A 17,972-nucleotide genomic window follows, 5' to 3' on the forward strand; every position below is an offset into this window, starting at 1 on the left:
AATTACGATAAAAACAGGCGGCGCATTCTATCATGCAGAAGCGGGGCGCGCACCCTCATGAAACGGCCACTGGAACGGCGCGACCAGATGCAGCGGAAAACGTTCGCCTTGTTGCCACAGCCGCACGCTCTCTGCCACTAGCGGTGAACGCAGGCGATTTGCCGTCAGAATCTGCTCTGGCGGCAGCCACCAGCAGCAATCGATGTCGCGATCGTGCGGCGAGGTTTCAACTTTTTCGGCCAGATCGAGGCCAAACAGGAAACGCACAAAAGGTGTATCGTCCGGGGCAATCCACTGTTGCACGCCGAGGAAATATTCGGGATGGGCGTCGATGCCGGTCTCTTCAAACAATTCACGCTGCGCGGCTTCGAGCAGGGTTTCATTGGCCTCAAGATGCCCGGCGGGCTGATTCCAGGTAATACGACCGTGGACGCGCTCTTCGACTACCAGCAAATGTCCCTGTGCCTGCACAATGCAGGCGACCGTTACATGAGGTTTAAACATCCTTCCTCCGAAATTGTTAACTAAAAGTTATTAAATGGCTGCGCTGATATCGCGCCATTCACCCGGCGGCAAATCGCCTAGCTGATGTTCGCCCATCGCAAAGCGAATCAGGCGCAACGTCGGAAAACCGATGTGGGCCGTCATGCGCCGTACCTGGCGATTTCGGCCCTCAAACAGGGTGATTTTCAGCCAGCTGGTGGGAATCGCCTTACGCTCGCGAATCGGCGGCTGGCGCGGCCACAGCCACTCTGGCTCGTCCACTAACTCAATGCCTGCCGGCAACGTTGGGCCATCGTTGAGCGTCACGCCGTTGCGTAACAGGGATAAATCCGATTCCTGCGGCGCACCTTCCACCTGCACGAAATAGACCTTTCCGGTGCGCTTGCCGGGCTGCGTCAGCGCGGCCTGCAGCGCGCCATCGTTGGTCAAAATCATCAATCCTTCACTGTCGCGATCGAGGCGGCCCGCAGCATAAACATCGCCTACCGGCACAAAATCTTTCAGCGTGCGGCGTCCGGCTTCATCACTGAATTGCGGCAAAACATCGAAGGGTTTGTTAAAGAGTATGACGCGTCTTGGGCCTTTCGGACGGGTATCACGGCGCACGGGCTTACGTGCTGGGGCGTTCGCACGCTTATCCTGGTGAATTCGTTGAGAAGTTTTTCGCATGGGCTTTGCAGTCAGAAACATTCGGCGCATTATAGCGCGAAACTACGGTGATTGGCGTAGCGGAAATAATCAAGTAGTATTGACCCGCATCTTACAAATCATTAACAAAAAATCGCTCGAAGGAGAGGTTGATGGAAAGCAAAGTAGTTGTTCCGGCGGAAGGTCAAAAAATCACCCTGGCTCAGGGAAAACTTACAGTTCCGAATAACCCGATTATTCCTTACATTGAAGGTGACGGTATCGGTGTTGATGTTTCCCCGGTAATGTTGAAAGTGGTTGATGCCGCTGTGAAGAAAGCCTACAACGGCGAGCGTAAAATTTCCTGGATGGAAATTTATACTGGTGAAAAATCAGTAGAACTTTACGGCCAGGACGTCTGGCTGCCGCAGGAAACCCTCGATTTAATCAAAGAATATCGCGTTGCCATCAAAGGCCCACTGACTACGCCCGTTGGCGGCGGTATTCGTTCTCTGAACGTTGCGCTGCGTCAGGAGCTGGATCTGTACGTGTGTCTGCGTCCGGTTCGCTACTACAAAGGCACCCCAAGCCCGGTTAAACGCCCTGAAGAAACCGACATGGTGATCTTCCGTGAAAACTCAGAAGATATCTATGCCGGTATTGAGTGGAAAGCGGGCACGCCAGAAGCGGATAAAGTGATCAAGTTCCTGCGCGAAGAGATGGGCGTGAAGAAAATTCGCTTCCCTGAGCAGTGCGGTATCGGCGTTAAGCCATGCTCGGAAGAGGGTACCAAACGTTTGGTACGCGCAGCAGTGGAATACACCATCACCAACGATCGTGATTCTCTGACCCTGGTTCACAAAGGCAACATCATGAAGTTCACCGAAGGTTCTTTCAAAGACTGGGGCTACCAGTTGGTGAAAGAAGAGTTCGGCGGCGAGCTGATCGATGGCGGCCCGTGGATGAAGTTCAAGAACCCGAACACCGGTAAAGAGATCATCGTTAAAGACGTGATCGCGGATGCCTTCCTGCAGCAGATTCTGTTGCGTCCAGCTGAATACGACGTGATCGCCTGTATGAACCTGAACGGTGACTACATCTCTGATGCCCTGGCGGCACAGGTTGGCGGTATCGGTATCGCACCAGGCGCAAACATCGGTGACGAATGTGCCCTGTTCGAAGCAACGCACGGTACAGCACCTAAGTATGCAGGTCAGGATAAAGTGAACCCAGGTTCAGTAATCCTGTCAGCAGAAATGATGCTGCGTCACCTGGAGTGGTTCGAAGCGGCTGACCTGATCGTTAAAGGTGTTGAAGGCGCTATCGCTAACAAAACCGTGACCTACGATTTCGAACGTCTGATGGACGGCGCTAAACTGCTGAAATGTTCAGAGTTTGGTGACGCGATCATCAACAACATGTAATTTGCCACTCCGGCAGAAAGCATAACGGGAGCCAATGGCTCCCGTTTTTCATTTAAAATAGTATGAGATTCACAGTTCATATAAAATTTTAATCATTTGATTTTTTTATATATCGCGGCCTGTGCTTGGTCTCTATATAGATTCTTCCAATATATTCCCCTAATACACCGATTCCTATCAACTGAATGCCGCCTAAGAAAAGAATTGATACCAGTAATGACGGATAGCCTGCTACAGAGTTACCCCATACTAACTTGTCAATAATCATCCATGTTCCATAAAGGAAAGATAAGAGAGCTACAAAAAAACCTATATAGGTCCATATTCTCAATGGAAATGTTGAGAAGCTCGTCAGTCCTTCCAGCGCTAAGTTCCAAAGGTGCCAGCCGTTGAACTTCGCTTGTCCTGCAATGCGAACGGAACGACTATATTCTACAATAGCGGCATCACCCTCCACCCAATTTAAAATCCCTTTCATAAATAGATTTCGTTCCTGCAATAGCTTGATGTTTTCGACTGTATCCCGCGACAGTAAACGGAAGTCTCCAACATTTTCTTCAAGCTTTGGTGAGCTAATTTTATTGTGAAGCTTATAAAACAAGGTAGCTGTTTTGCGTTTAAACTGACTATCGCTGCTTCTGTCGACGCGCTTTGCTAACACAATTGGCCAACCCTCCTGCCATTTGCTGATGAGCAAGGGAATGACGTCAATGGGATCCTGAAGGTCAACGTCCACAGGGATTACTGCATCACCGGTAGCATGTTCAAGTCCTGCGAGCAGGGCGGCTTCTTTGCCAAAGTTTCGAATAAAATTAATGATTAATACTGATTCGTCAACAGCCACGAGAGACTTAATGACCTGCTCTGTTTTGTCAGTGCTGCCATCATTAATAAAGATGATCTCTAGATTATATGCAGAGAGTTTTTCTTTGACCGCACGATAAAATATCGGTATTGCGTCTTCTTCATTGAAGACGGGAACGACCAGAGAAATTTTCAATTTTTCACCCTAAAAACAATAAAGTTTGAATAGATGAAGCCGAGAATCAGGCTTAATACCGAGAACGACGTAAGCGTAATGATCGGATTACTCTGCATATGATCGGCCAAGCCACCAATGCCTGCGGCCATGGTACCCATAAAACAGACAAAGATAATATAGCGAGTGGGCGTGGCTTCAGCTTTGAACGTCCAGCGTGCATTAGCAAAGAAAGAGAATGTTACAGCAACAGCGAAAGCAACCAGATTAGCTAACCATTGAGGCATGTTTTGAGCATATAGCGCTGCGAACACCCCCCAGTGAATCAGAGTATTAATGATGCCAACTGAAAAAAAGCGGGAAAATAATTTTATCATATTGAAATATATACGATATGGCACCTTTGTTCAAAGTAGCTGGAAATTAAAAATTCAAATATAAGACAACTATAGTTGGAAAATATCCGTTTCACTCTTCCAGCCGTAAAAAATAATAGTTTTTACGGTTTTGTTTAGTCGACTTGCTGCTCACTGGGTTTTACCAGCTGAGCCCGTTCCTGCGAGAGCCGCCAAAAATCGCTGCCGCCCGGCTGCTGATACATCCGCAGCGAGAAGTGACCGACAATCGCGTAGATATACTCAAAAATGGCTGATTGAGAATCCTCGTAATCCACCCACAGCACTGACGAGGTGAAGCAATAAACTTCCACCGGCAAGCCCTCTGGCGAGGGCTTCATGGCGCGCACCACGATATACATATCTTTCTTGATATCGTCGCGCTGTGACAGCCACGCCGTCAGGTACTTACGAAACACCGTCAGATTGGTGATGCCGTTTTCGGCAAACCAGCGTTCGCCCACTGCATTGCTGTCGCGACCATCCATCAGCGCCGAAAGTTGCTCACTGACACCGCGAATTTGGCTCATCTGCTGCACCATATCGTGATCGAGAAAGCGAATCGACATTTGATCAAGATGGAAACTGCGCATAATGCGTCGCGCGCCGGAGGAGAACATCGCCTGCCAGTTGGTGTAGGTTTCAGTGAGGAAATTTTTGGTTGGGATGCGCGAAAGCGTATTGTCCCAGTTGCGAATGGTGATGGTATGCAGCGCGATATCGATCACTTCGCCGCTGATACCGTTATCCGGCATCTCAATCCAGTCGCCGAGTTGCAACACATCGTTCGATGACACCTGAATATTGGCCACCAGCGACATCAGCGTGTGCTGGAACACCAACATCAACACCGCGGCTACCGCTCCCAAACTCGAGATAATAATCACTGGCGATTTATTCGACATAATAGCCAGAATCATGATCGCCGAAATAATGTGCACCAGAATCTTGCCGACCTGAATATAACCTTTGATCGAGTGATTCTTGCGTTTGGCTTTTTTCGAATAGGAGTTATTAACGATCTCCAGCACTTCGGTAAAAAACAGCGATAAATAGACGAAGAACAGAATACCGCAGATGGTCTTTATCGCGATCAACAGATGTTCTGGTAAATCTGGCATAAATTGCAGCAGATAATAAACCGTGATCACCGGGATAAAGTTAGAGAGCTTCTCCGACAGCCTGACGTCTTTATCCAGCGGCACCTGATTCTTGTGCGTGCTGAAGAACACCTTCCTCACCACCTTTACAATAAAGAATTTACAGATCAGGTGGGCGATCATGCCGGCAAACATCAGTAATACCAGACTAAAAGCGGCCGACAGCACCGTGTTGCTCTCAATAAAACCTTGAATCTTGCTTAAATAATTCATTTCAACCACATGTCGGACAGTGTTGGCGGGAATTCAAACATAAATGCACCAATGGCGATATGCCACGCGTGCGCAATAGTCTACACCATCGCTGGTTTACATTCCCTTTCGCAGAAGTTTGAATCAGTTAACATTAACGTGCTGACGGCGGTGTGCATTAAAGACTAAACCGTTATCTTCAGCGCTTACGATTGAGGAGGTGGTATGAAAGGTGTAATCAAGTTCGTTAAAGGCTGGCTACTGTTTTCGCTGTTGTGGGGCATCTTTATGTGGTTTGTTTCGTGGCAGGCGCAGGGCAAAGAGATCGGCATGGTGATCGTGATGAGCTTGTATGCTGGATTAATTTACCAGGCGCTGATGACCATGGTTGCACGATACAAAGCACGGCGCGCGCAAGTTTGATTGCACACAACTGCCCACATAGCTTTGCGGGACGTTGACGCTGATTTGCACTTTTTCCGGCAATCTGAGTCAACTTAGATCAGTCTGCTGGAAATAAATAATGGGAAAGAAGAGTGTAGCGGCGTGGTTTTTCCTACTACTTTCATTGGGTGCCTGTGCGCAACTGCCAGCGGGCGAGGTTAATTTGCCGACACAACACGAGCGTCATTTGAAGGGAGGCAGCAGCGTGGCGGATGTTGCCGAAACGCCGGATGAACATATCAAAGAGCGGACTGAGGATGTGGGACACCATCAATAGAAATCGGGGCCAACACGGCCCCGTTTCAACGGATTACTTACGTCCGAGCAGAAAACCAACAATTACACCAATGCTGGCTGCAACTGCCAGGCCGGTCGCGGGATTATCGCGTACCGATTTCACCACACAATCCGCTGCATCCTGAACCGCATAGCTGGCTTGAGCCGGGTAACGACGCGCTGCGCCTTTGGCTTGCTGACGGCGTGAACCGGTAAATTCGCCAAATTTTTCCTGAACGGCACCCGCCGCTTCATTCAATTTTGCTTCCGCTTTGTCGCTCATAATTACTCCCTGATCGTGGTGAATGTCCTGTAAAGCGTAGTCAGAGAAACTGTATGCAGCAAATGACGCAGCGGTAAAGGTTGTAACAGCAGTTTGCAGTGAGCAAAAATTCTGCGCGCAGCAGAAAGGCGGGAACGCAATAGTCTGAACTTAGGGCTTTCCGCGATAAGCCGGATACCAGCTCACAAGGAAGTGACGTAGATGATCAAAACACCATTCGGCATCTTCAGCTTGCTGGCAGTAATAGCGCAAAGTCACTTTTTCATAGCGCATGTGGCGTTGCTGCAGCGGTGACCAACCCCAATCGAGTACGGCACGCGCGTAATTGATCAGTGTGCCGCTCTGCATATTGTGCTGCTTCTCTTGTCGGCTCAAATAGATCTCAAATGCCTGATCCAGACCTTGCGTCTCTTCAGCGTCGAAACCTGTCACTGTCGGGCGGAACGCCACATCAACAAACCCGCACACGCCGTCGTCACGCTGCTGCCAGTCGCAGGCCAGCGTCATAAACAAGCCCTCCTGCAGATTGACCTCTTCCAGCAGACGCCGCATATTTTCGGAATGTTTACCGGCGGTGATCTCATCAATACGATCGGTCTCCAGCGTCAGGTCGAATCCACAAGGATTCACCGAGCCATCCGCATTAGTACTGGCCGGGAAGGGGAAATCGATATAACCGTTGTTATCCAGACTCTTTTCCATCAGGCAGGTCCGCAGCGTGAGATGGTCAGACAATAAACCATCTCGCACTGCGACGCACGGCTTATGGGCACGTCCAGGTGATCATGGTGTTCTGATAGGGATTGATCAGGCGGAACTGTTTATCCGACAGCCGTTGCGCGTAGAGGCCCTCAGCGGTGATGGCCGAAGGCACGTACTGAAAGCGATCGGTGGAGTGCAGCGTACCGCTTTGCACTTTTACCCCATCGCGCGAGACGGCGAAGGCGCTCACCAAATCAAAGATGCGCGCCTGCGTATTGCCCATCGATTGTCCATAAATCGTCGACACTTCGCCTGGACAGTCGACACCTTTCGGTGCGGAACTGCAGCCAGCTAAAACTAAAAGGGTGAGTACAACCGTGATTCGCCACATGAGCACCTGCTTCATTCCCTGGTTTGCAATGGCACGCCAATGCGTACTGATAAGTGGATCATAGCAGGTCTGACGCTGCTTCCCATTTGTCATTTGTATAATCGTTAAGCGGAAGGAATGTAAAGGGGTGACTTTACTAGCAGAGAAACGGTATTCTTGCCAGCGTTGCGCACCAGGTAAGCAAAGCAAGGGTAAATTAATGAAAGAAGAAGAAGCGAGTTTAATGATTCTTCAGCACGCGATCGACAAATTAGAAGCCGACAAAAAGAAGCAGGTCATGAACTGCGTAGCGGCCATTCAGGAAGTGATGCAGCGTTTTGAAGCCGAAGAGGCCGGGCTGGCATTGATGTTGGTCGCGGCGCAAGTGGCCGCTGAGTAGTACTTGCTCCTGCGAAATCTCGCCACGTTTGATGTACCAGGCTTTGCTGCTGTTAGATAACGTTCATGGAATGCAGTAGCAAAGCCCATCTCTCCACGTAATCATCATTTAACCTCAGCGGAGAACCTAATGAAGGCGATAGTCATGGCTGTTGGCGTGCTGGCTTGTCAGATTGCCCCCGCCTGGAGCGAAACCGAATACCAAATTACCTGTCCCGGCCGTCCCACCATGACGGTATCGCGTGCCGAGTATGGTTTGAGTACCTTAATGTGGCCAACGCGTCACTTCCAGATCGCTGCCGGGCAGCAGCGCACCAGCCTGAAAGGCGGTGACAAAGTTGCCATCACCCGTTTTCGTAATGGCGATCAGTTAATCGTGAATAAAAAGAACGATGAAACCTTCTTCGTCTACGCCAACAGCAGCAAGCTGTTGCCCTGTAGCCGTACCGATAAGCGCGATGCACAGATTCTGTCGCTGGAACGCTACGACGACAGCACGCGTCCAAACTCGTGAGTTAATATCCTGGTTTGATCAGTTGCCGCTGGCGCAAATCCAGCGGTGACTGTTCCGCCTCATCGATGGCTGCCAGCCAGCTCTGCAAATTCACCTTGGCCCACGACAGATGTCCGCGCGTGGTGCTCATCAACACCACATCGGGACGCAATGAGCGATAAAGCTCCAGCGACTGCTGCAGTTCGGTGGGATTGCTGTCTGGCATCAGCACGCTGATCCAGCGGTTATAGTCGCGGGTCAACGTATCGCCGACAAACAGATAAGTCTGGCCGAGCGGCGAGTGATAGAGGTAGCTGCTGCTGCCAGGCGTATGTCCGGGCGTCGGCAACAGGTGAAAATCGCCGAAGTGCGTCTCTTGCTGGGTAAAGGTTTCGTCAGGTTCAATCACTAAACTTACCGGCCCCAGCGAACGACTGTGGCAATAGAGCGCGCTATTAAAGCGCTGCTGAATGGCGATCGCGCCCGGCGCGGCTTCATGCCAGTGGGTCAAATAGTGGCGAATCACGCCGCCGGCATCGTTGAGGAATTCATGATCGAGCGGATGCTCCACGCGACCAATCAATAAATTGCCGCGGGGGTGGCACAGCATAAAGCCATGCATCATTAGATCACTTGCCGTCTCTTCAGCGGGGAATTCTGGCGTGGAGATCCACAAATCGTCATACAGTGGCTTCATTGTCGGTCTCCTGCGGCAACACGTTAGCGCAATGTCGGGTGGCCGGTGAAGGCGAACTGTGCTTCTCCCTTCTCAATCTGCAACGTGGCGCTGGCACCCAGCGGCAGCGTCACGGTATCGGCATCGTGTCCAAAAGCCAGATCGGTGATCACCGGAATCTGAAACTCGTCACGGATGCGCTGCCACACGGTGGCAAAATCAAAACCGTTATCATACGCCGACAGCGAAGTGCTGGTGAAGCTGCCGGTAATAATCGCTTGCTGTCGCGATAAAATGCCACTCTGCTGCAGCTGAATCAGCATGCGCTCGATGCGGAACGGATGTTCGTTCACATCTTCAATTACCAGAATGCCACCTTCAATTTGTGGCATCCACGGCGTACCAATCAGTGAGCAGATCATCGCTAAATTGCCGCCCCATAAGGTGCCTTGCCAGCGGCCATGATCCGGGCTTGTGCTCGGCCAGCTTAGATTGACTGTAGGTGAAGTTAGCGTTTGCCAAAAGTGCGACTCGGTAAAATCAGATAATGCCTCTGCACCGAAGTTACCGGCCAGCATCGGACCGCTGAAGGTAATCAGGCCGATTTGCGCCAGCATTGCCAGCTGCAGCGCGGTGAAATCGCTGTGGCCGCACAGCGCTAACGGTTGATTGAGCAATCGACGTTGCAGACCCACGTAATCGATCTTATCCAACAAGCGTGAAGCGCCATAACCGCCACGCACCGCCAGCACGATATCAGGCAGCGCCTCCAGTGTAGCCAGCGCATTGATATCATTCAGCCGCTGTGCATCCTCACCAGCAAAGCGTTGAAAGCGGCGGGTGATGGCAGAAAGATTCTCAAGATGATGGCCTGCGGCCTGTAAACGATGCACTGCGCGTTGGGCGGCATCCTGATTGTGGCAATAGCCGGAAGGGGCGATAAGACGTAGCGTGCGGGGAGTAACCATAACTTCCATCCTGCTGTAGAGTGGCCTGCCGATGATGACGAAATGCGTTATCGAAGTCACGGTAGCATAAGGTTTTTAACCGATTTAGGATAAACGGTAATTTTGCATCGCGCTGCGCCAGGTATGATAGCTTGCGCCAACCCTATTGCGGAACCAAAAATCAGTGAAAATTCGCCTACTTATGCTTTCTGCACTGCTGCTTGCTGGCTGTTCAAGCGAGCCGGAAAAACCGGCACTGCCCGAGAAGAATACGCCTTTGACCCAGGCACCGCCGTCGAAAGTGAATGATGCATGGTCAATGTTTACCGAAGATGCCGCCAGTCATTATGGCGTTGATGAGAAGTTAATCAGCGCCATTATTAGTGTCGAATCCGGAGGCAATCCCACCGTGGTGAGCCGTTCCAATGCGGTCGGTCTGATGCAAATTAAGGCTTCGACGGCAGGCCGCGAAGTATATCGCACCCAGGGCCGCCATGGTCAGCCATCCTCTTCCGAGCTGCGCGATCCGGCGAAGAACATCGATATCGGCGCCGCCTACCTGAAAATTTTGCAGGACTCCGCATTAGCCGGGATTCGCGATCCGTTGACGCTGCGTTACGCCACCATTGTTTCCTACGCCAACGGTGCCGGTGCCTTGCTGCGTACCTTCTCGCGTGACCGCGATCGTGCGATTGCGATGATCAACGCCATGACGCCGGACGAGTTTTACCAGCACATACAGAACAAGCATCCGGCGGCGCAGGCCCCGCGTTATTTGTGGAAAGTCACCACCGCCTACCGCACCATCGGTTGATGACGTAGGGTCGCCATTCATGGCGACCTTGCCAATAACCGCACCATCATGGCCACCTTATCAACAACCCCACCATCAGGGCGACCTTGCCAATACCCCACCAAACTAACCCTCTACCAATAATCTCGCCGTCGGATAATCCACAATCAACACCTGCACATAACCGCCGCGCAACGCCCCGCGAATCGCCTGCGCTTTCTCTTTGCCACCCGCTAACGCCACCACCTGCGGACAGCGTTTTACCTGCGCCAGCTCCATGCCAATTACCGGATCTTCCTCTGCGCTCAGCACCGGCTGACCATCAGCATCGAAATAGTGCAGGCAGATATCGCCCACTGCGCCGCGCTCGGCCAGCGTTTGCAGCATCTCACCGTCGTAATAGTTGCCGGAGTTGCGCAGCAGGGCGGAAGGCTCGAGATCGCCAATGCCGACAATCGCCAGATCCACCTGATCAAACTTTTCCAGTACCACCGCGACATCGGGATTCACCGACAAACGCTGGCGATCCTGCACTGAATGCTCAATCGACTGCGACGGCAGCAGCCACGCCGGGCAATCCAGCAGCGCCGCCAGATTCTGCGTCAAAATCGTGGCCTGCACGTTGCCGTTGGCGCCCACGCCGCCCAGCAGCTGAATCACCCCTTTGCATGGCGCGCTCAGCGGATGCAGCGCATCCACCATCGCGCGAATCGTGCCGCTCCAGGATGAAATGCCAATCAGCTCATCGGCGCGTACTCGTGTTTCCAGATAGTGCGCGGCGGCGGAACCAATCGCCTGTTTAATCTGCAACGCCGACGCCTGGTCCGGCACATCCACCACAATCACCTGCGGCAGTTGATAGAGCTGCTCAATGGCTTTTTCCAGCTCAGGGAACACATTGGCCGGCGGCACTACGCTGATCTTCACCACACCTTCTTTCACGCTGCGATTGAGGATGCGCGACACAAAGGATTGCGACAGCTTCAGCAGCTGCGCAATGTCGGACTGCTTCCTGCCTTCCACATAATAAAGCGTGGCGATTTTCACCATCAGCCGCTGTTCATCCTGTTTTGCCATGGTTTTTTCTCTCTCTTAACCTGCCTGGTATTGTTAATCAGCCTGTCATAAATAACAACGCAGAACATTTTGTGATCGTTTTCGCTTTTTGAGGATCGGGCAATGGACGTGCTCGGAAAGCCAGCGCATAGTCATTATGCATATAAAATCGCAATTGAATATATATTCAATCGGAGATAACAAATGAAAGCCTCTGTCCTCAAAGTCTCTCTACTTGCTTCAATCATGATGATCTCGGCGGCGTCGCTGGCGGCGGATAAGGGGTTGCTGGCCATCATTACGCCATCACATGACAACCCGTTCTTTAAAGCGGAAGCCGATGGCGCGCAGGAAAAAGCCAAAGCGCTCGGTTACACCACGCTGGTAGCCTCACACGATGATGACGTGAATAAGCAAAACCAGCTAATCGAAACCGCCATCGCGCGCAAAGCCAAAGCCATCATCCTCGATAACGCCGGTGCGGATGCCACGGTTGGCCCGGTGCAAAAAGCCAAAGATGCCGGCATTCCTACCTTCCTGATTGACCGCGAAATCAACAAAACCGGCATTGCCGTGGCGCAAATTGTCTCCAACAACTACCAAGGCGCACAGCTCGGTGCCGAGAAGTTCGCCAAGCTGCTGAACGGTAAAGGGGATTACGTCGAGCTGCTGGGTAAAGAGTCGGATACCAATGCGGGCGTGCGTTCGCAGGGCTATCACGACGTGCTGGATGATTATCCCGATCTAAAAATGGTGGCGCAGCAGAGTGCCAACTGGAGCCAGACCGAAGCCTTCAGCCGCATGGAAACCATCCTGCAGAAGAACCCGAATATCGTTGGCGTGATCTCCGGTAACGACACCATGGCGCTTGGTGCGGAAGCCGCGCTGAAAGCGGCGGGCAAAACCAATGTGATTGTGGTCGGCTTCGACGGCAGCGATTACACCCGCGACTCCATCCTTAATAAAGGCAACATCAAAGCCACCGTGCTGCAGCCGGGCTGGGATCAGGCGCAGATGGCCGTTGAGCAGGTGGATTACTACCTGAAGAACGGCAAAGCGCAGAAAGAGGAGAAGCAGCTGATGGATTGCGTGCTGATTGACGACAGCAACGCCTCGAAGCTGAAAACCTTCAAGCTGGCGCAATAACATGGAGGTCGGCATGAAGGGGAAAGCGCTGAGCGGCATGCTGGTGGCGCTGCTGACGCTGATGTTAGCCGCCTGCACCGTGGTGGATCTGGATGCCGACGGCAAACCCATCATGCCGAAAGATCCCAACGCCAAACCGGGCTACAGCGATCAAACGCCGCAGCAGATTGCGGAATCAAGCTGGGCCAGCCGCGTGCAGCAACCGGCTGAGAAGCAGGCGCTGAGCTGGGCAGATATGGAAACCAAAAGCCATACCGTCAAAGCCGGCGGCAGCGAAAGCGTGTTTGTGCGCGCTGCGGGCACGGTGACGGCATTTGATAACAGCAACGATCGGGAACGCAGCCTCACCATGACCATCAACGGCAAACCGGTGAAAGTGTCGATTGGTCCGGTGCTGCGCGGCAACGCCATACGCGATGCGGCCGGTTTCCGCTTTGAAGAGTTCACCAATCAGGTGCAATACGCGCAACTCACCAAAGCACTGAATCGCCATGCGGTGAAACAGCTGCCAGCGGTGGATGCCAGCTGGGTGGGCAAACCGGCGCAAGCGCTGCTTGCCGTCAGCATGGGCGCGGGCACAGTGGAAGATGTGGTGGCGGTGCAGCTGCAGCAGGGGAATCCAAAATGAGCGATGAGATCATTCTGCAAGCCAATCAGATGTCGATGCTGTTCCCCGGCACCTTAGCGCTGGATCGTGTGGATTACCGCGTGTGGCGCGGCAAAGTCAACGTCATCATCGGCGAGAACGGCGCGGGGAAATCGACGCTGATGAAGATTCTTGCCGGCGTGCAGCAGCCGACCAGCGGTGAGATGTTCCTCAATGGCAACAAAGTGGCGTTTCACAGCACGCGAGACGCTGCGCGCCACGGCATTGGTATGGTGCATCAGGAACTCAATCTGTTTGAGAATCTCAGCGTGGCGGAGAACATTTTCCTCGGCCGCGAAATTCAGAGTGGCATTCGGCCCATCAATGAAGCCGAGCAGAAACGCCGCACCGCCGCCTTGATGCAGCGCCTCGATCAGCCGATTTCACCGGATGAGAAGGTGGGCAGCCTGAAGGTTGGCCAGCAGCAGCTGGTGGAGATCGCCAAAGCGCTGGCGGAGGACGCCGACATTCTGATCCTCGATGAACCGACCTCGGCGCTGAGCAAAACCGAAGTGGAGATCCTGTTTCGGGTGATCCGCGAACTGACGCGTCAGGGCGTTTCTATCATCTATATCTCGCATCGGCTCGAAGAACTGATGGCGATTGGCGATGTGATCACCATTCTGCGCGACGGGCGTTTTCAAGCCGAAGCGCAGGTCAGCGATATCGACGTGCCGTGGATCGTACGCGAAATGCTGGGCAGCGAACCGGTGGGCACCTTTCTGCCGCCGGATCGCCAGTTCGGTGCGCCGGTGCTGGAAGCCGAACACATCACCTGCGTCAGTCCGAACGGCAACACGCTGGTGGATGATGTCAGCTTCCAGGTGCGTTCCGGTGAAATCGTCGGCATTTACGGGTTGATGGGCGCGGGGCGCACCGAGCTGTTTGAGTGTTTGCTCGGCACGCAGCGTAACTATCTCGGCAAGCTGTGGCTCGACAGCAAACCGTTGCCGACGCGTCTGCCGACCGCTGAACGCATTCGCATGGGCATGAGTCTGGTGCCGGAAGATCGCAAACGCTCGGGCATTTTTCCCATCTCATCGGTGGCGAGCAATCTCACCATTGCCAGCCTGTGGCGACGTCTGTCGCATCGCACGGTGATTTCAGAGCAGGCGGAACGCGAAGTGGTGACCAGCACCGTCGGCAATCTGGCGATCAAAATCTCCTCGCCGGATGTTGCCATCAGCGCGCTGAGCGGCGGCAATCAGCAAAAGGTGGTGATTGGTCGTTCGCTGCTGACCAATCCGCGCTTGCTGCTGCTGGATGAACCGAGCCGTGGCATCGATGTCGGCGCCAAAGGCGAAGTGTTCCGCATGATGGTGAAGCTGTCGGAGCAGGGCATTGCGGTGGTGTTTTCCACCTCTGATTTGAAAGAGATCATGGCCGTTGCCGATCGCATCATTGTGATGTCCGGCGGCAAATTGACTGCTGACCTGCCGCGCGCTGAAGCGGAAGAGGCGGCGCTGGTTAAAGCAAGCGCACAAGGGTTCTGATATGAAAAACAACGGCGCGCTCGCGCTCGCATCGCCAGCTAAAGCGTTCAACTCACGCGAAAGCCTGATATTGCTGCTGCTCAAACTGCGCACCTTTATTGCGCTGTTTCTGATTGTTGGCTTCTTTGCTATTACGGTGCCCGATTTCCTCGCGGTGGGCAGTATGGTGATCATGGTAAAACACATCGCCATTAACGCCTTCCTCGCGCTCGGCATCACATTTGTCATCATCACGGCGGGCATCGATCTCTCCATCGGTGCCACGCTCGGCCTGTGCGGCATGATCGCCGGTTGGCTGATCACCAAAGGCATTGTGCTGCCGATGTTTGGTATCGCCATCTTCCCCAGCGTGTGGCTGATCGTACCGGTTGTGTTGCTGATTGGCGGCCTGATTGGCGCGGCAAACGGCTGGATCATCACGCGCTATAACGTGGCACCGTTCATCTGCACGCTCGGTACCATGTACATCCTGCGCGGCACGGCAATGCTCACGTCGGGCGGCGAAACCTTCCCCGGTTTGCAGGGCAATGAAATGCTCGGCAATACCGGATTCGACAAGATTGGCGCGGGCTATTTTCTCGGTTTGCCGTGGGCCATCTGGATGATGGTGCTACTGGCGCTGGTGATTGCCTATGTCGCACGCCGTCTGCCGTTCGGTCGTCAGGTCTACGCGATTGGCGATAACGAACGCGCCGCTGAACTTTCGGGCGTGAAAGTGAAGTCGGTGAAAATCTGGGTGTATGCCATCTCCGGTTTCTGCGCGGCGATTGCCGGCATCGTGGTCTCGTCTCAGCTGGTGGCTAGTCATCCGGCGAACGGAACCTCCTTTGAAATGAACGCGATTGCCGCAGTGGTGCTGGGCGGCACTTCGCTGGCCGGTGGACGCGGCACCATTCTCGGCACGCTGATTGGTGCCTTCGTGATCGGCTTTCTCGCCGACGGTTTAATCATGATGGGCGTGAGTGAGTTCTGGCAAATGGTGATCAAAGGCATCGTGATTATCGTGGCGGTGATCATCGACCAAATGCAGAGTCGCATGCAGCAGAAAGCGGCGGTGGTGGCGCAGAAAGCGCTAATTGAGGAGGGCGGTAGCCCGGCAAAAGGTTAATCGGTTGGGTGCAGGCGCTGATTGTCTGCACCTTTTTTTCTCCATCAAGAATAAATATTCATCCATGCTTTAAAATTCAGAGGTGTCTATGAATCCTTTCAAATATTCGGTAGCGGATCTGGCAGCCAAAGCGCGCGCCGTGCGTCGCCGCATCATTCAGCTCAATGCGGGCAGCCCGGCGGGCGGGCATACCGGTGCCGACCTCTCACAGGTTGAGATCCTCACCGCACTCTATTTCCGCATTCTTAACTGCGCGCCGGATCGCACCAACGATCCGCAACGCGACATCTATATCCAGTCGAAAGGCCATGCGGTGGGCGGTTATTACTGCGTGCTGGCAGAAGCCGGTTACTTCCCGACCGAATGGCTGCCGACCTATCAGCATTCGGATTCACATCTGCCGGGCCACCCGGTACGCCAAAAAACGCCTGGCGTTGAGCTGAATACCGGTGCACTGGGCCACGGTTTACCGGTGGCAGTCGGCATTGCGCTGGCGGCGAAGAAAGATAACAGCGACCGACGTATTTTTGTCGTTACCGGCGACGGTGAGCTGGCGGAAGGCAGCAACTGGGAAGCCGCGCTGGTGGCGGCGCATTACGGTCTCGATAACCTGGTGATCATCAACGATAAGAACAAGCTGCAGCTGGCGGGCCACACGCGCGACATCATGAACACCGATCCGTTGCCGGATAAATGGCGCGCCTTTGGTCTGGCGGTGAGCGAGTGCAACGGCAATGACATGGCGGCGGTGGTGGAAGCCATCGAAAACCTGCCGCGTAACAGCGGCAAGCCACAGGTGATTGTGGCGCACACCGAAAAAGGCTTCGGCATCTCCTTTATTCAGGGCAAACCGGAGTGGCATCACCGCGTGCCGAAAGGGGAAGAGATTGAGTTGGCACTGGAGGAGTTGAAAGATGAGTAATGCAAAACACCTGGCGACGGTAATGGTCGAGGCATTTATTGATGCGGTTAATCGCGGCGTCGATTTAGTGCCGGTGGTGGCCGATTCCACCTCAACCGCCAAAATTGCGCCCTTTATCAAAGCCTTTCCCGACCGGCTGATTAACGTCGGTATCGCCGAACAAACGCTGGTGGGCACCGCCGCCGGCCTGGCGATTGGCGGTAAAGTGGCCGTAACCTGTAACGCTGCGCCGTTCCTGGTTTCCCGCGCCAATGAGCAGGTTAAAGTCGACGTCTGCTACAACAACACTAACGTCAAACTGTTTGGCCTGAATGCCGGTGCCAGCTACGGTCCACTCGCCAGCACCCATCACAGCATCGACGACATTGCGGTGATGCGCGGCTTCGGCAACATCGAAATTTATGCGCCATCCTGCCCGCTGGAGTGTCGTCAGATTATTGAGTATGCGCTGGCGCATGTTGGACCGGTGTATATCCGTCTGGATGGTAAAGATCTGCCGCAGCTGCACGATGAGAACTATCAATTCCGTCCCGGCCAAATCGACGTTTTACGTGAAGGTCATGACATTGTGCTGGTGGCGATGGGCTCGACAGTTCACGAGGTGGTTCACGCCGCCGAGCAACTGCATGAGCAAGGCATTACAGCAGGTGTGATCAGCATTCCATCGATTCGACCTTGTGATACCCAACAGCTGCGCGAGCTGTTAAATCACTATCCAGCGGTCATTACCGTGGAAGAACACAACGTCAACGGCGGCGTCGGCAGCCTGGTGGCAGAAGTGCTGGCGGAAGGGGGCTGTGGCATCCCGCTGCTGCGTTTGGGTATCCCCGATGGCGAATACGCGATTGCGGGCGATCGCGCCTCAACCCGTGCCCGACATGGCATTGATGCCGCCAGCGTAGTGAAGAGTGCAGCGCGCATCTGTGCAGGAGCGTAA

General features: G+C 53.6%; 23 protein-coding genes. 12 read left to right on the plus strand and 11 right to left on the minus strand.

Annotation, left to right across the window (positions count from 1 at the left end; translation table 11 throughout):
• Positions 1-30: 30 nt before the first annotated feature.
• A complete protein-coding gene (locus NQH49_RS07860; RefSeq protein ID WP_256696220.1) occupies positions 31-504 on the minus strand; it encodes an NUDIX domain-containing protein in 474 nt (157 codons plus the stop codon).
• 30 nt (positions 505-534) lie between these two features.
• Positions 535-1,203, minus strand: a complete 669-nt coding sequence (gene rluE, locus NQH49_RS07865) for a 23S rRNA pseudouridine(2457) synthase RluE (protein ID WP_372340021.1) — start codon at positions 1,201-1,203, stop codon at positions 535-537.
• 101 nt (positions 1,204-1,304) lie between these two features.
• On the opposite strand from rluE, the gene icd reads away from it, so the two are divergent.
• On the plus strand, positions 1,305-2,555 hold the full coding sequence (gene icd, locus NQH49_RS07870; protein ID WP_008108175.1) for an NADP-dependent isocitrate dehydrogenase: 1,251 nt from the start codon (positions 1,305-1,307) through the stop codon (positions 2,553-2,555).
• Positions 2,556-2,643: 88 nt separating this feature from the next.
• Here icd and NQH49_RS07875 read toward each other — a convergent pair whose 3' ends face one another.
• The 3 genes from NQH49_RS07875 to NQH49_RS07885 form a co-directional block, all read right to left on the minus strand.
• Complete coding sequence (locus NQH49_RS07875) at positions 2,644-3,555, minus strand: glycosyltransferase family 2 protein (RefSeq protein WP_256696221.1); 912 nt, start codon at positions 3,553-3,555, stop codon at positions 2,644-2,646.
• Positions 3,552-3,911, minus strand: a complete 360-nt coding sequence (locus NQH49_RS07880) for a GtrA family protein (protein WP_256696222.1) — start codon at positions 3,909-3,911, stop codon at positions 3,552-3,554. Before NQH49_RS07880 ends, NQH49_RS07875 begins: the two co-directional genes overlap by 4 nt.
• A 134-nt stretch (positions 3,912-4,045) precedes the next feature.
• Entirely contained in the window at positions 4,046-5,302 is a 1,257-nt protein-coding gene (locus tag NQH49_RS07885; RefSeq protein ID WP_256696223.1) for a mechanosensitive ion channel family protein, read from the minus strand.
• 204 nt (positions 5,303-5,506) lie between these two features.
• On the opposite strand from NQH49_RS07885, the gene NQH49_RS07890 reads away from it, so the two are divergent.
• Positions 5,507-5,704, plus strand: a complete 198-nt coding sequence (locus tag NQH49_RS07890) for a DUF6404 family protein (RefSeq protein ID WP_256696224.1) — start codon at positions 5,507-5,509, stop codon at positions 5,702-5,704.
• A 100-nt stretch (positions 5,705-5,804) separates the two neighbouring features.
• Positions 5,805-6,002 carry a hypothetical protein gene (locus NQH49_RS07895; RefSeq protein WP_256696225.1) on the plus strand — a complete coding sequence of 66 codons (198 nt, stop codon included), beginning with the start codon at positions 5,805-5,807 and terminating at the stop codon, positions 6,000-6,002.
• A gap of 33 nt (positions 6,003-6,035) precedes the next feature.
• On the opposite strand, the gene NQH49_RS07900 is transcribed toward NQH49_RS07895, so the two are convergent.
• From NQH49_RS07900 to NQH49_RS07910, 3 genes are all read right to left on the minus strand, one after another.
• Complete coding sequence (locus NQH49_RS07900) at positions 6,036-6,284, minus strand: CsbD family protein (protein WP_007891510.1); 249 nt, start codon at positions 6,282-6,284, stop codon at positions 6,036-6,038.
• Positions 6,285-6,434: 150 nt separating this feature from the next.
• The gene (locus tag NQH49_RS07905; protein ID WP_256696226.1) at positions 6,435-6,986 is read right to left on the minus strand and encodes a hypothetical protein; all 552 of its coding nucleotides are present in this window, start codon (positions 6,984-6,986) and stop codon (positions 6,435-6,437) included.
• A 61-nt stretch (positions 6,987-7,047) separates the two neighbouring features.
• Positions 7,048-7,377: a hypothetical protein gene (locus tag NQH49_RS07910; RefSeq protein WP_256696227.1), complete on the minus strand. Its 330-nt coding sequence runs from the start codon at positions 7,375-7,377 to the stop codon at positions 7,048-7,050.
• Between the two features lie 199 nt (positions 7,378-7,576).
• Here NQH49_RS07910 and NQH49_RS07915 point away from each other — a divergent pair, with 199 nt between their 5' ends.
• Positions 7,577-7,756, plus strand: coding sequence for a hypothetical protein (locus NQH49_RS07915; protein ID WP_008108187.1), 180 nt, complete (start codon positions 7,577-7,579; stop codon positions 7,754-7,756).
• A gap of 129 nt (positions 7,757-7,885) precedes the next feature.
• Positions 7,886-8,269 carry a hypothetical protein gene (locus NQH49_RS07920; protein WP_256696228.1) on the plus strand — a complete coding sequence of 128 codons (384 nt, stop codon included), beginning with the start codon at positions 7,886-7,888 and terminating at the stop codon, positions 8,267-8,269.
• A gap of 1 nt (position 8,270) precedes the next feature.
• Here NQH49_RS07920 and NQH49_RS07925 read toward each other — a convergent pair whose 3' ends face one another.
• Positions 8,271-8,945, minus strand: coding sequence for an MBL fold metallo-hydrolase (locus NQH49_RS07925; protein ID WP_256696229.1), 675 nt, complete (start codon positions 8,943-8,945; stop codon positions 8,271-8,273).
• A gap of 23 nt (positions 8,946-8,968) precedes the next feature.
• Entirely contained in the window at positions 8,969-9,892 is a 924-nt protein-coding gene (gene ldcA, locus NQH49_RS07930; RefSeq protein ID WP_256696231.1) for a muramoyltetrapeptide carboxypeptidase, read from the minus strand.
• A 163-nt stretch (positions 9,893-10,055) separates the two neighbouring features.
• Between ldcA and emtA the strand changes: the two genes are divergently transcribed.
• Positions 10,056-10,685 (plus strand): membrane-bound lytic murein transglycosylase EmtA, encoded by a 630-nt coding sequence (gene emtA, locus NQH49_RS07935; protein WP_256696232.1) that lies wholly within the window; start codon positions 10,056-10,058, stop codon positions 10,683-10,685.
• Between the two features lie 105 nt (positions 10,686-10,790).
• On the opposite strand, the gene NQH49_RS07940 is transcribed toward emtA, so the two are convergent.
• Entirely contained in the window at positions 10,791-11,741 is a 951-nt protein-coding gene (locus NQH49_RS07940; protein WP_061716794.1) for a sugar-binding transcriptional regulator, read from the minus strand.
• Positions 11,742-11,924: 183 nt separating this feature from the next.
• Here NQH49_RS07940 and NQH49_RS07945 point away from each other — a divergent pair, with 183 nt between their 5' ends.
• The 6 genes from NQH49_RS07945 to NQH49_RS07970 all read left to right on the plus strand — a co-directional run bounded on the left by NQH49_RS07945 (position 11,925) and on the right by NQH49_RS07970 (position 17,972).
• On the plus strand, positions 11,925-12,866 hold the full coding sequence (locus NQH49_RS07945; protein WP_008108193.1) for a D-ribose ABC transporter substrate-binding protein: 942 nt from the start codon (positions 11,925-11,927) through the stop codon (positions 12,864-12,866).
• A gap of 13 nt (positions 12,867-12,879) precedes the next feature.
• Entirely contained in the window at positions 12,880-13,494 is a 615-nt protein-coding gene (locus NQH49_RS07950) for a DUF2291 family protein (RefSeq protein WP_256696233.1), read from the plus strand.
• Positions 13,491-15,005 carry a sugar ABC transporter ATP-binding protein gene (locus NQH49_RS07955; RefSeq protein ID WP_110865954.1) on the plus strand — a complete coding sequence of 505 codons (1,515 nt, stop codon included), beginning with the start codon at positions 13,491-13,493 and terminating at the stop codon, positions 15,003-15,005. The genes NQH49_RS07950 and NQH49_RS07955 overlap by 4 nt, the downstream gene beginning before the upstream one ends.
• A 1-nt stretch (position 15,006) precedes the next feature.
• Positions 15,007-16,113: an ABC transporter permease gene (locus tag NQH49_RS07960; protein ID WP_256696235.1), complete on the plus strand. Its 1,107-nt coding sequence runs from the start codon at positions 15,007-15,009 to the stop codon at positions 16,111-16,113.
• 88 nt (positions 16,114-16,201) lie between these two features.
• Positions 16,202-17,035, plus strand: a complete 834-nt coding sequence (locus NQH49_RS07965) for a transketolase (protein WP_256696236.1) — start codon at positions 16,202-16,204, stop codon at positions 17,033-17,035.
• Positions 17,028-17,972 (plus strand): transketolase family protein, encoded by a 945-nt coding sequence (locus tag NQH49_RS07970; protein ID WP_101760785.1) that lies wholly within the window; start codon positions 17,028-17,030, stop codon positions 17,970-17,972. Before NQH49_RS07965 ends, NQH49_RS07970 begins: the two co-directional genes overlap by 8 nt.

This window comes from Pantoea trifolii (assembly GCF_024506435.1).
In the GTDB taxonomy this organism is placed as follows: Bacteria; Pseudomonadota; Gammaproteobacteria; order Enterobacterales; family Enterobacteriaceae; genus Pantoea; species Pantoea trifolii.

Bases quoted from the DNA above. Each gene is read 5' to 3' on its own strand.
- NQH49_RS07940 (WP_061716794.1), bottom strand. From the start codon at position 11,741: ATGGCAAAACAGGATGAACAGCGGCTGATGGTGAAAATCGCCACGCTT.
- NQH49_RS07965 (WP_256696236.1), top strand. From the start codon at position 16,202: ATGAATCCTTTCAAATATTCGGTAGCGGATCTGGCAGCCAAAGCGCGC.
- NQH49_RS07885 (WP_256696223.1), bottom strand. From the start codon at position 5,302: ATGAATTATTTAAGCAAGATTCAAGGTTTTATTGAGAGCAACACGGTG.
- NQH49_RS07905 (WP_256696226.1), bottom strand. From the start codon at position 6,986: ATGGAAAAGAGTCTGGATAACAACGGTTATATCGATTTCCCCTTCCCG.
- NQH49_RS07915 (WP_008108187.1), top strand. From the start codon at position 7,577: ATGAAAGAAGAAGAAGCGAGTTTAATGATTCTTCAGCACGCGATCGAC.
- NQH49_RS07950 (WP_256696233.1), top strand. From the start codon at position 12,880: ATGAAGGGGAAAGCGCTGAGCGGCATGCTGGTGGCGCTGCTGACGCTG.
- NQH49_RS07920 (WP_256696228.1), top strand. From the start codon at position 7,886: ATGAAGGCGATAGTCATGGCTGTTGGCGTGCTGGCTTGTCAGATTGCC.
- NQH49_RS07860 (WP_256696220.1), bottom strand. From the start codon at position 504: ATGTTTAAACCTCATGTAACGGTCGCCTGCATTGTGCAGGCACAGGGA.
- NQH49_RS07960 (WP_256696235.1), top strand. From the start codon at position 15,007: ATGAAAAACAACGGCGCGCTCGCGCTCGCATCGCCAGCTAAAGCGTTC.
- icd (WP_008108175.1), top strand. From the start codon at position 1,305: ATGGAAAGCAAAGTAGTTGTTCCGGCGGAAGGTCAAAAAATCACCCTG.
- NQH49_RS07955 (WP_110865954.1), top strand. From the start codon at position 13,491: ATGAGCGATGAGATCATTCTGCAAGCCAATCAGATGTCGATGCTGTTC.
- rluE (WP_372340021.1), bottom strand. From the start codon at position 1,203: ATGCGCCGAATGTTTCTGACTGCAAAGCCCATGCGAAAAACTTCTCAA.
- NQH49_RS07925 (WP_256696229.1), bottom strand. From the start codon at position 8,945: ATGAAGCCACTGTATGACGATTTGTGGATCTCCACGCCAGAATTCCCC.
- NQH49_RS07945 (WP_008108193.1), top strand. From the start codon at position 11,925: ATGAAAGCCTCTGTCCTCAAAGTCTCTCTACTTGCTTCAATCATGATG.
- NQH49_RS07880 (WP_256696222.1), bottom strand. From the start codon at position 3,911: ATGATAAAATTATTTTCCCGCTTTTTTTCAGTTGGCATCATTAATACT.
- NQH49_RS07910 (WP_256696227.1), bottom strand. From the start codon at position 7,377: ATGTGGCGAATCACGGTTGTACTCACCCTTTTAGTTTTAGCTGGCTGC.
- NQH49_RS07970 (WP_101760785.1), top strand. From the start codon at position 17,028: ATGAGTAATGCAAAACACCTGGCGACGGTAATGGTCGAGGCATTTATT.
- ldcA (WP_256696231.1), bottom strand. From the start codon at position 9,892: ATGGTTACTCCCCGCACGCTACGTCTTATCGCCCCTTCCGGCTATTGC.
- NQH49_RS07895 (WP_256696225.1), top strand. From the start codon at position 5,805: ATGGGAAAGAAGAGTGTAGCGGCGTGGTTTTTCCTACTACTTTCATTG.
- NQH49_RS07890 (WP_256696224.1), top strand. From the start codon at position 5,507: ATGAAAGGTGTAATCAAGTTCGTTAAAGGCTGGCTACTGTTTTCGCTG.
- NQH49_RS07900 (WP_007891510.1), bottom strand. From the start codon at position 6,284: ATGAGCGACAAAGCGGAAGCAAAATTGAATGAAGCGGCGGGTGCCGTT.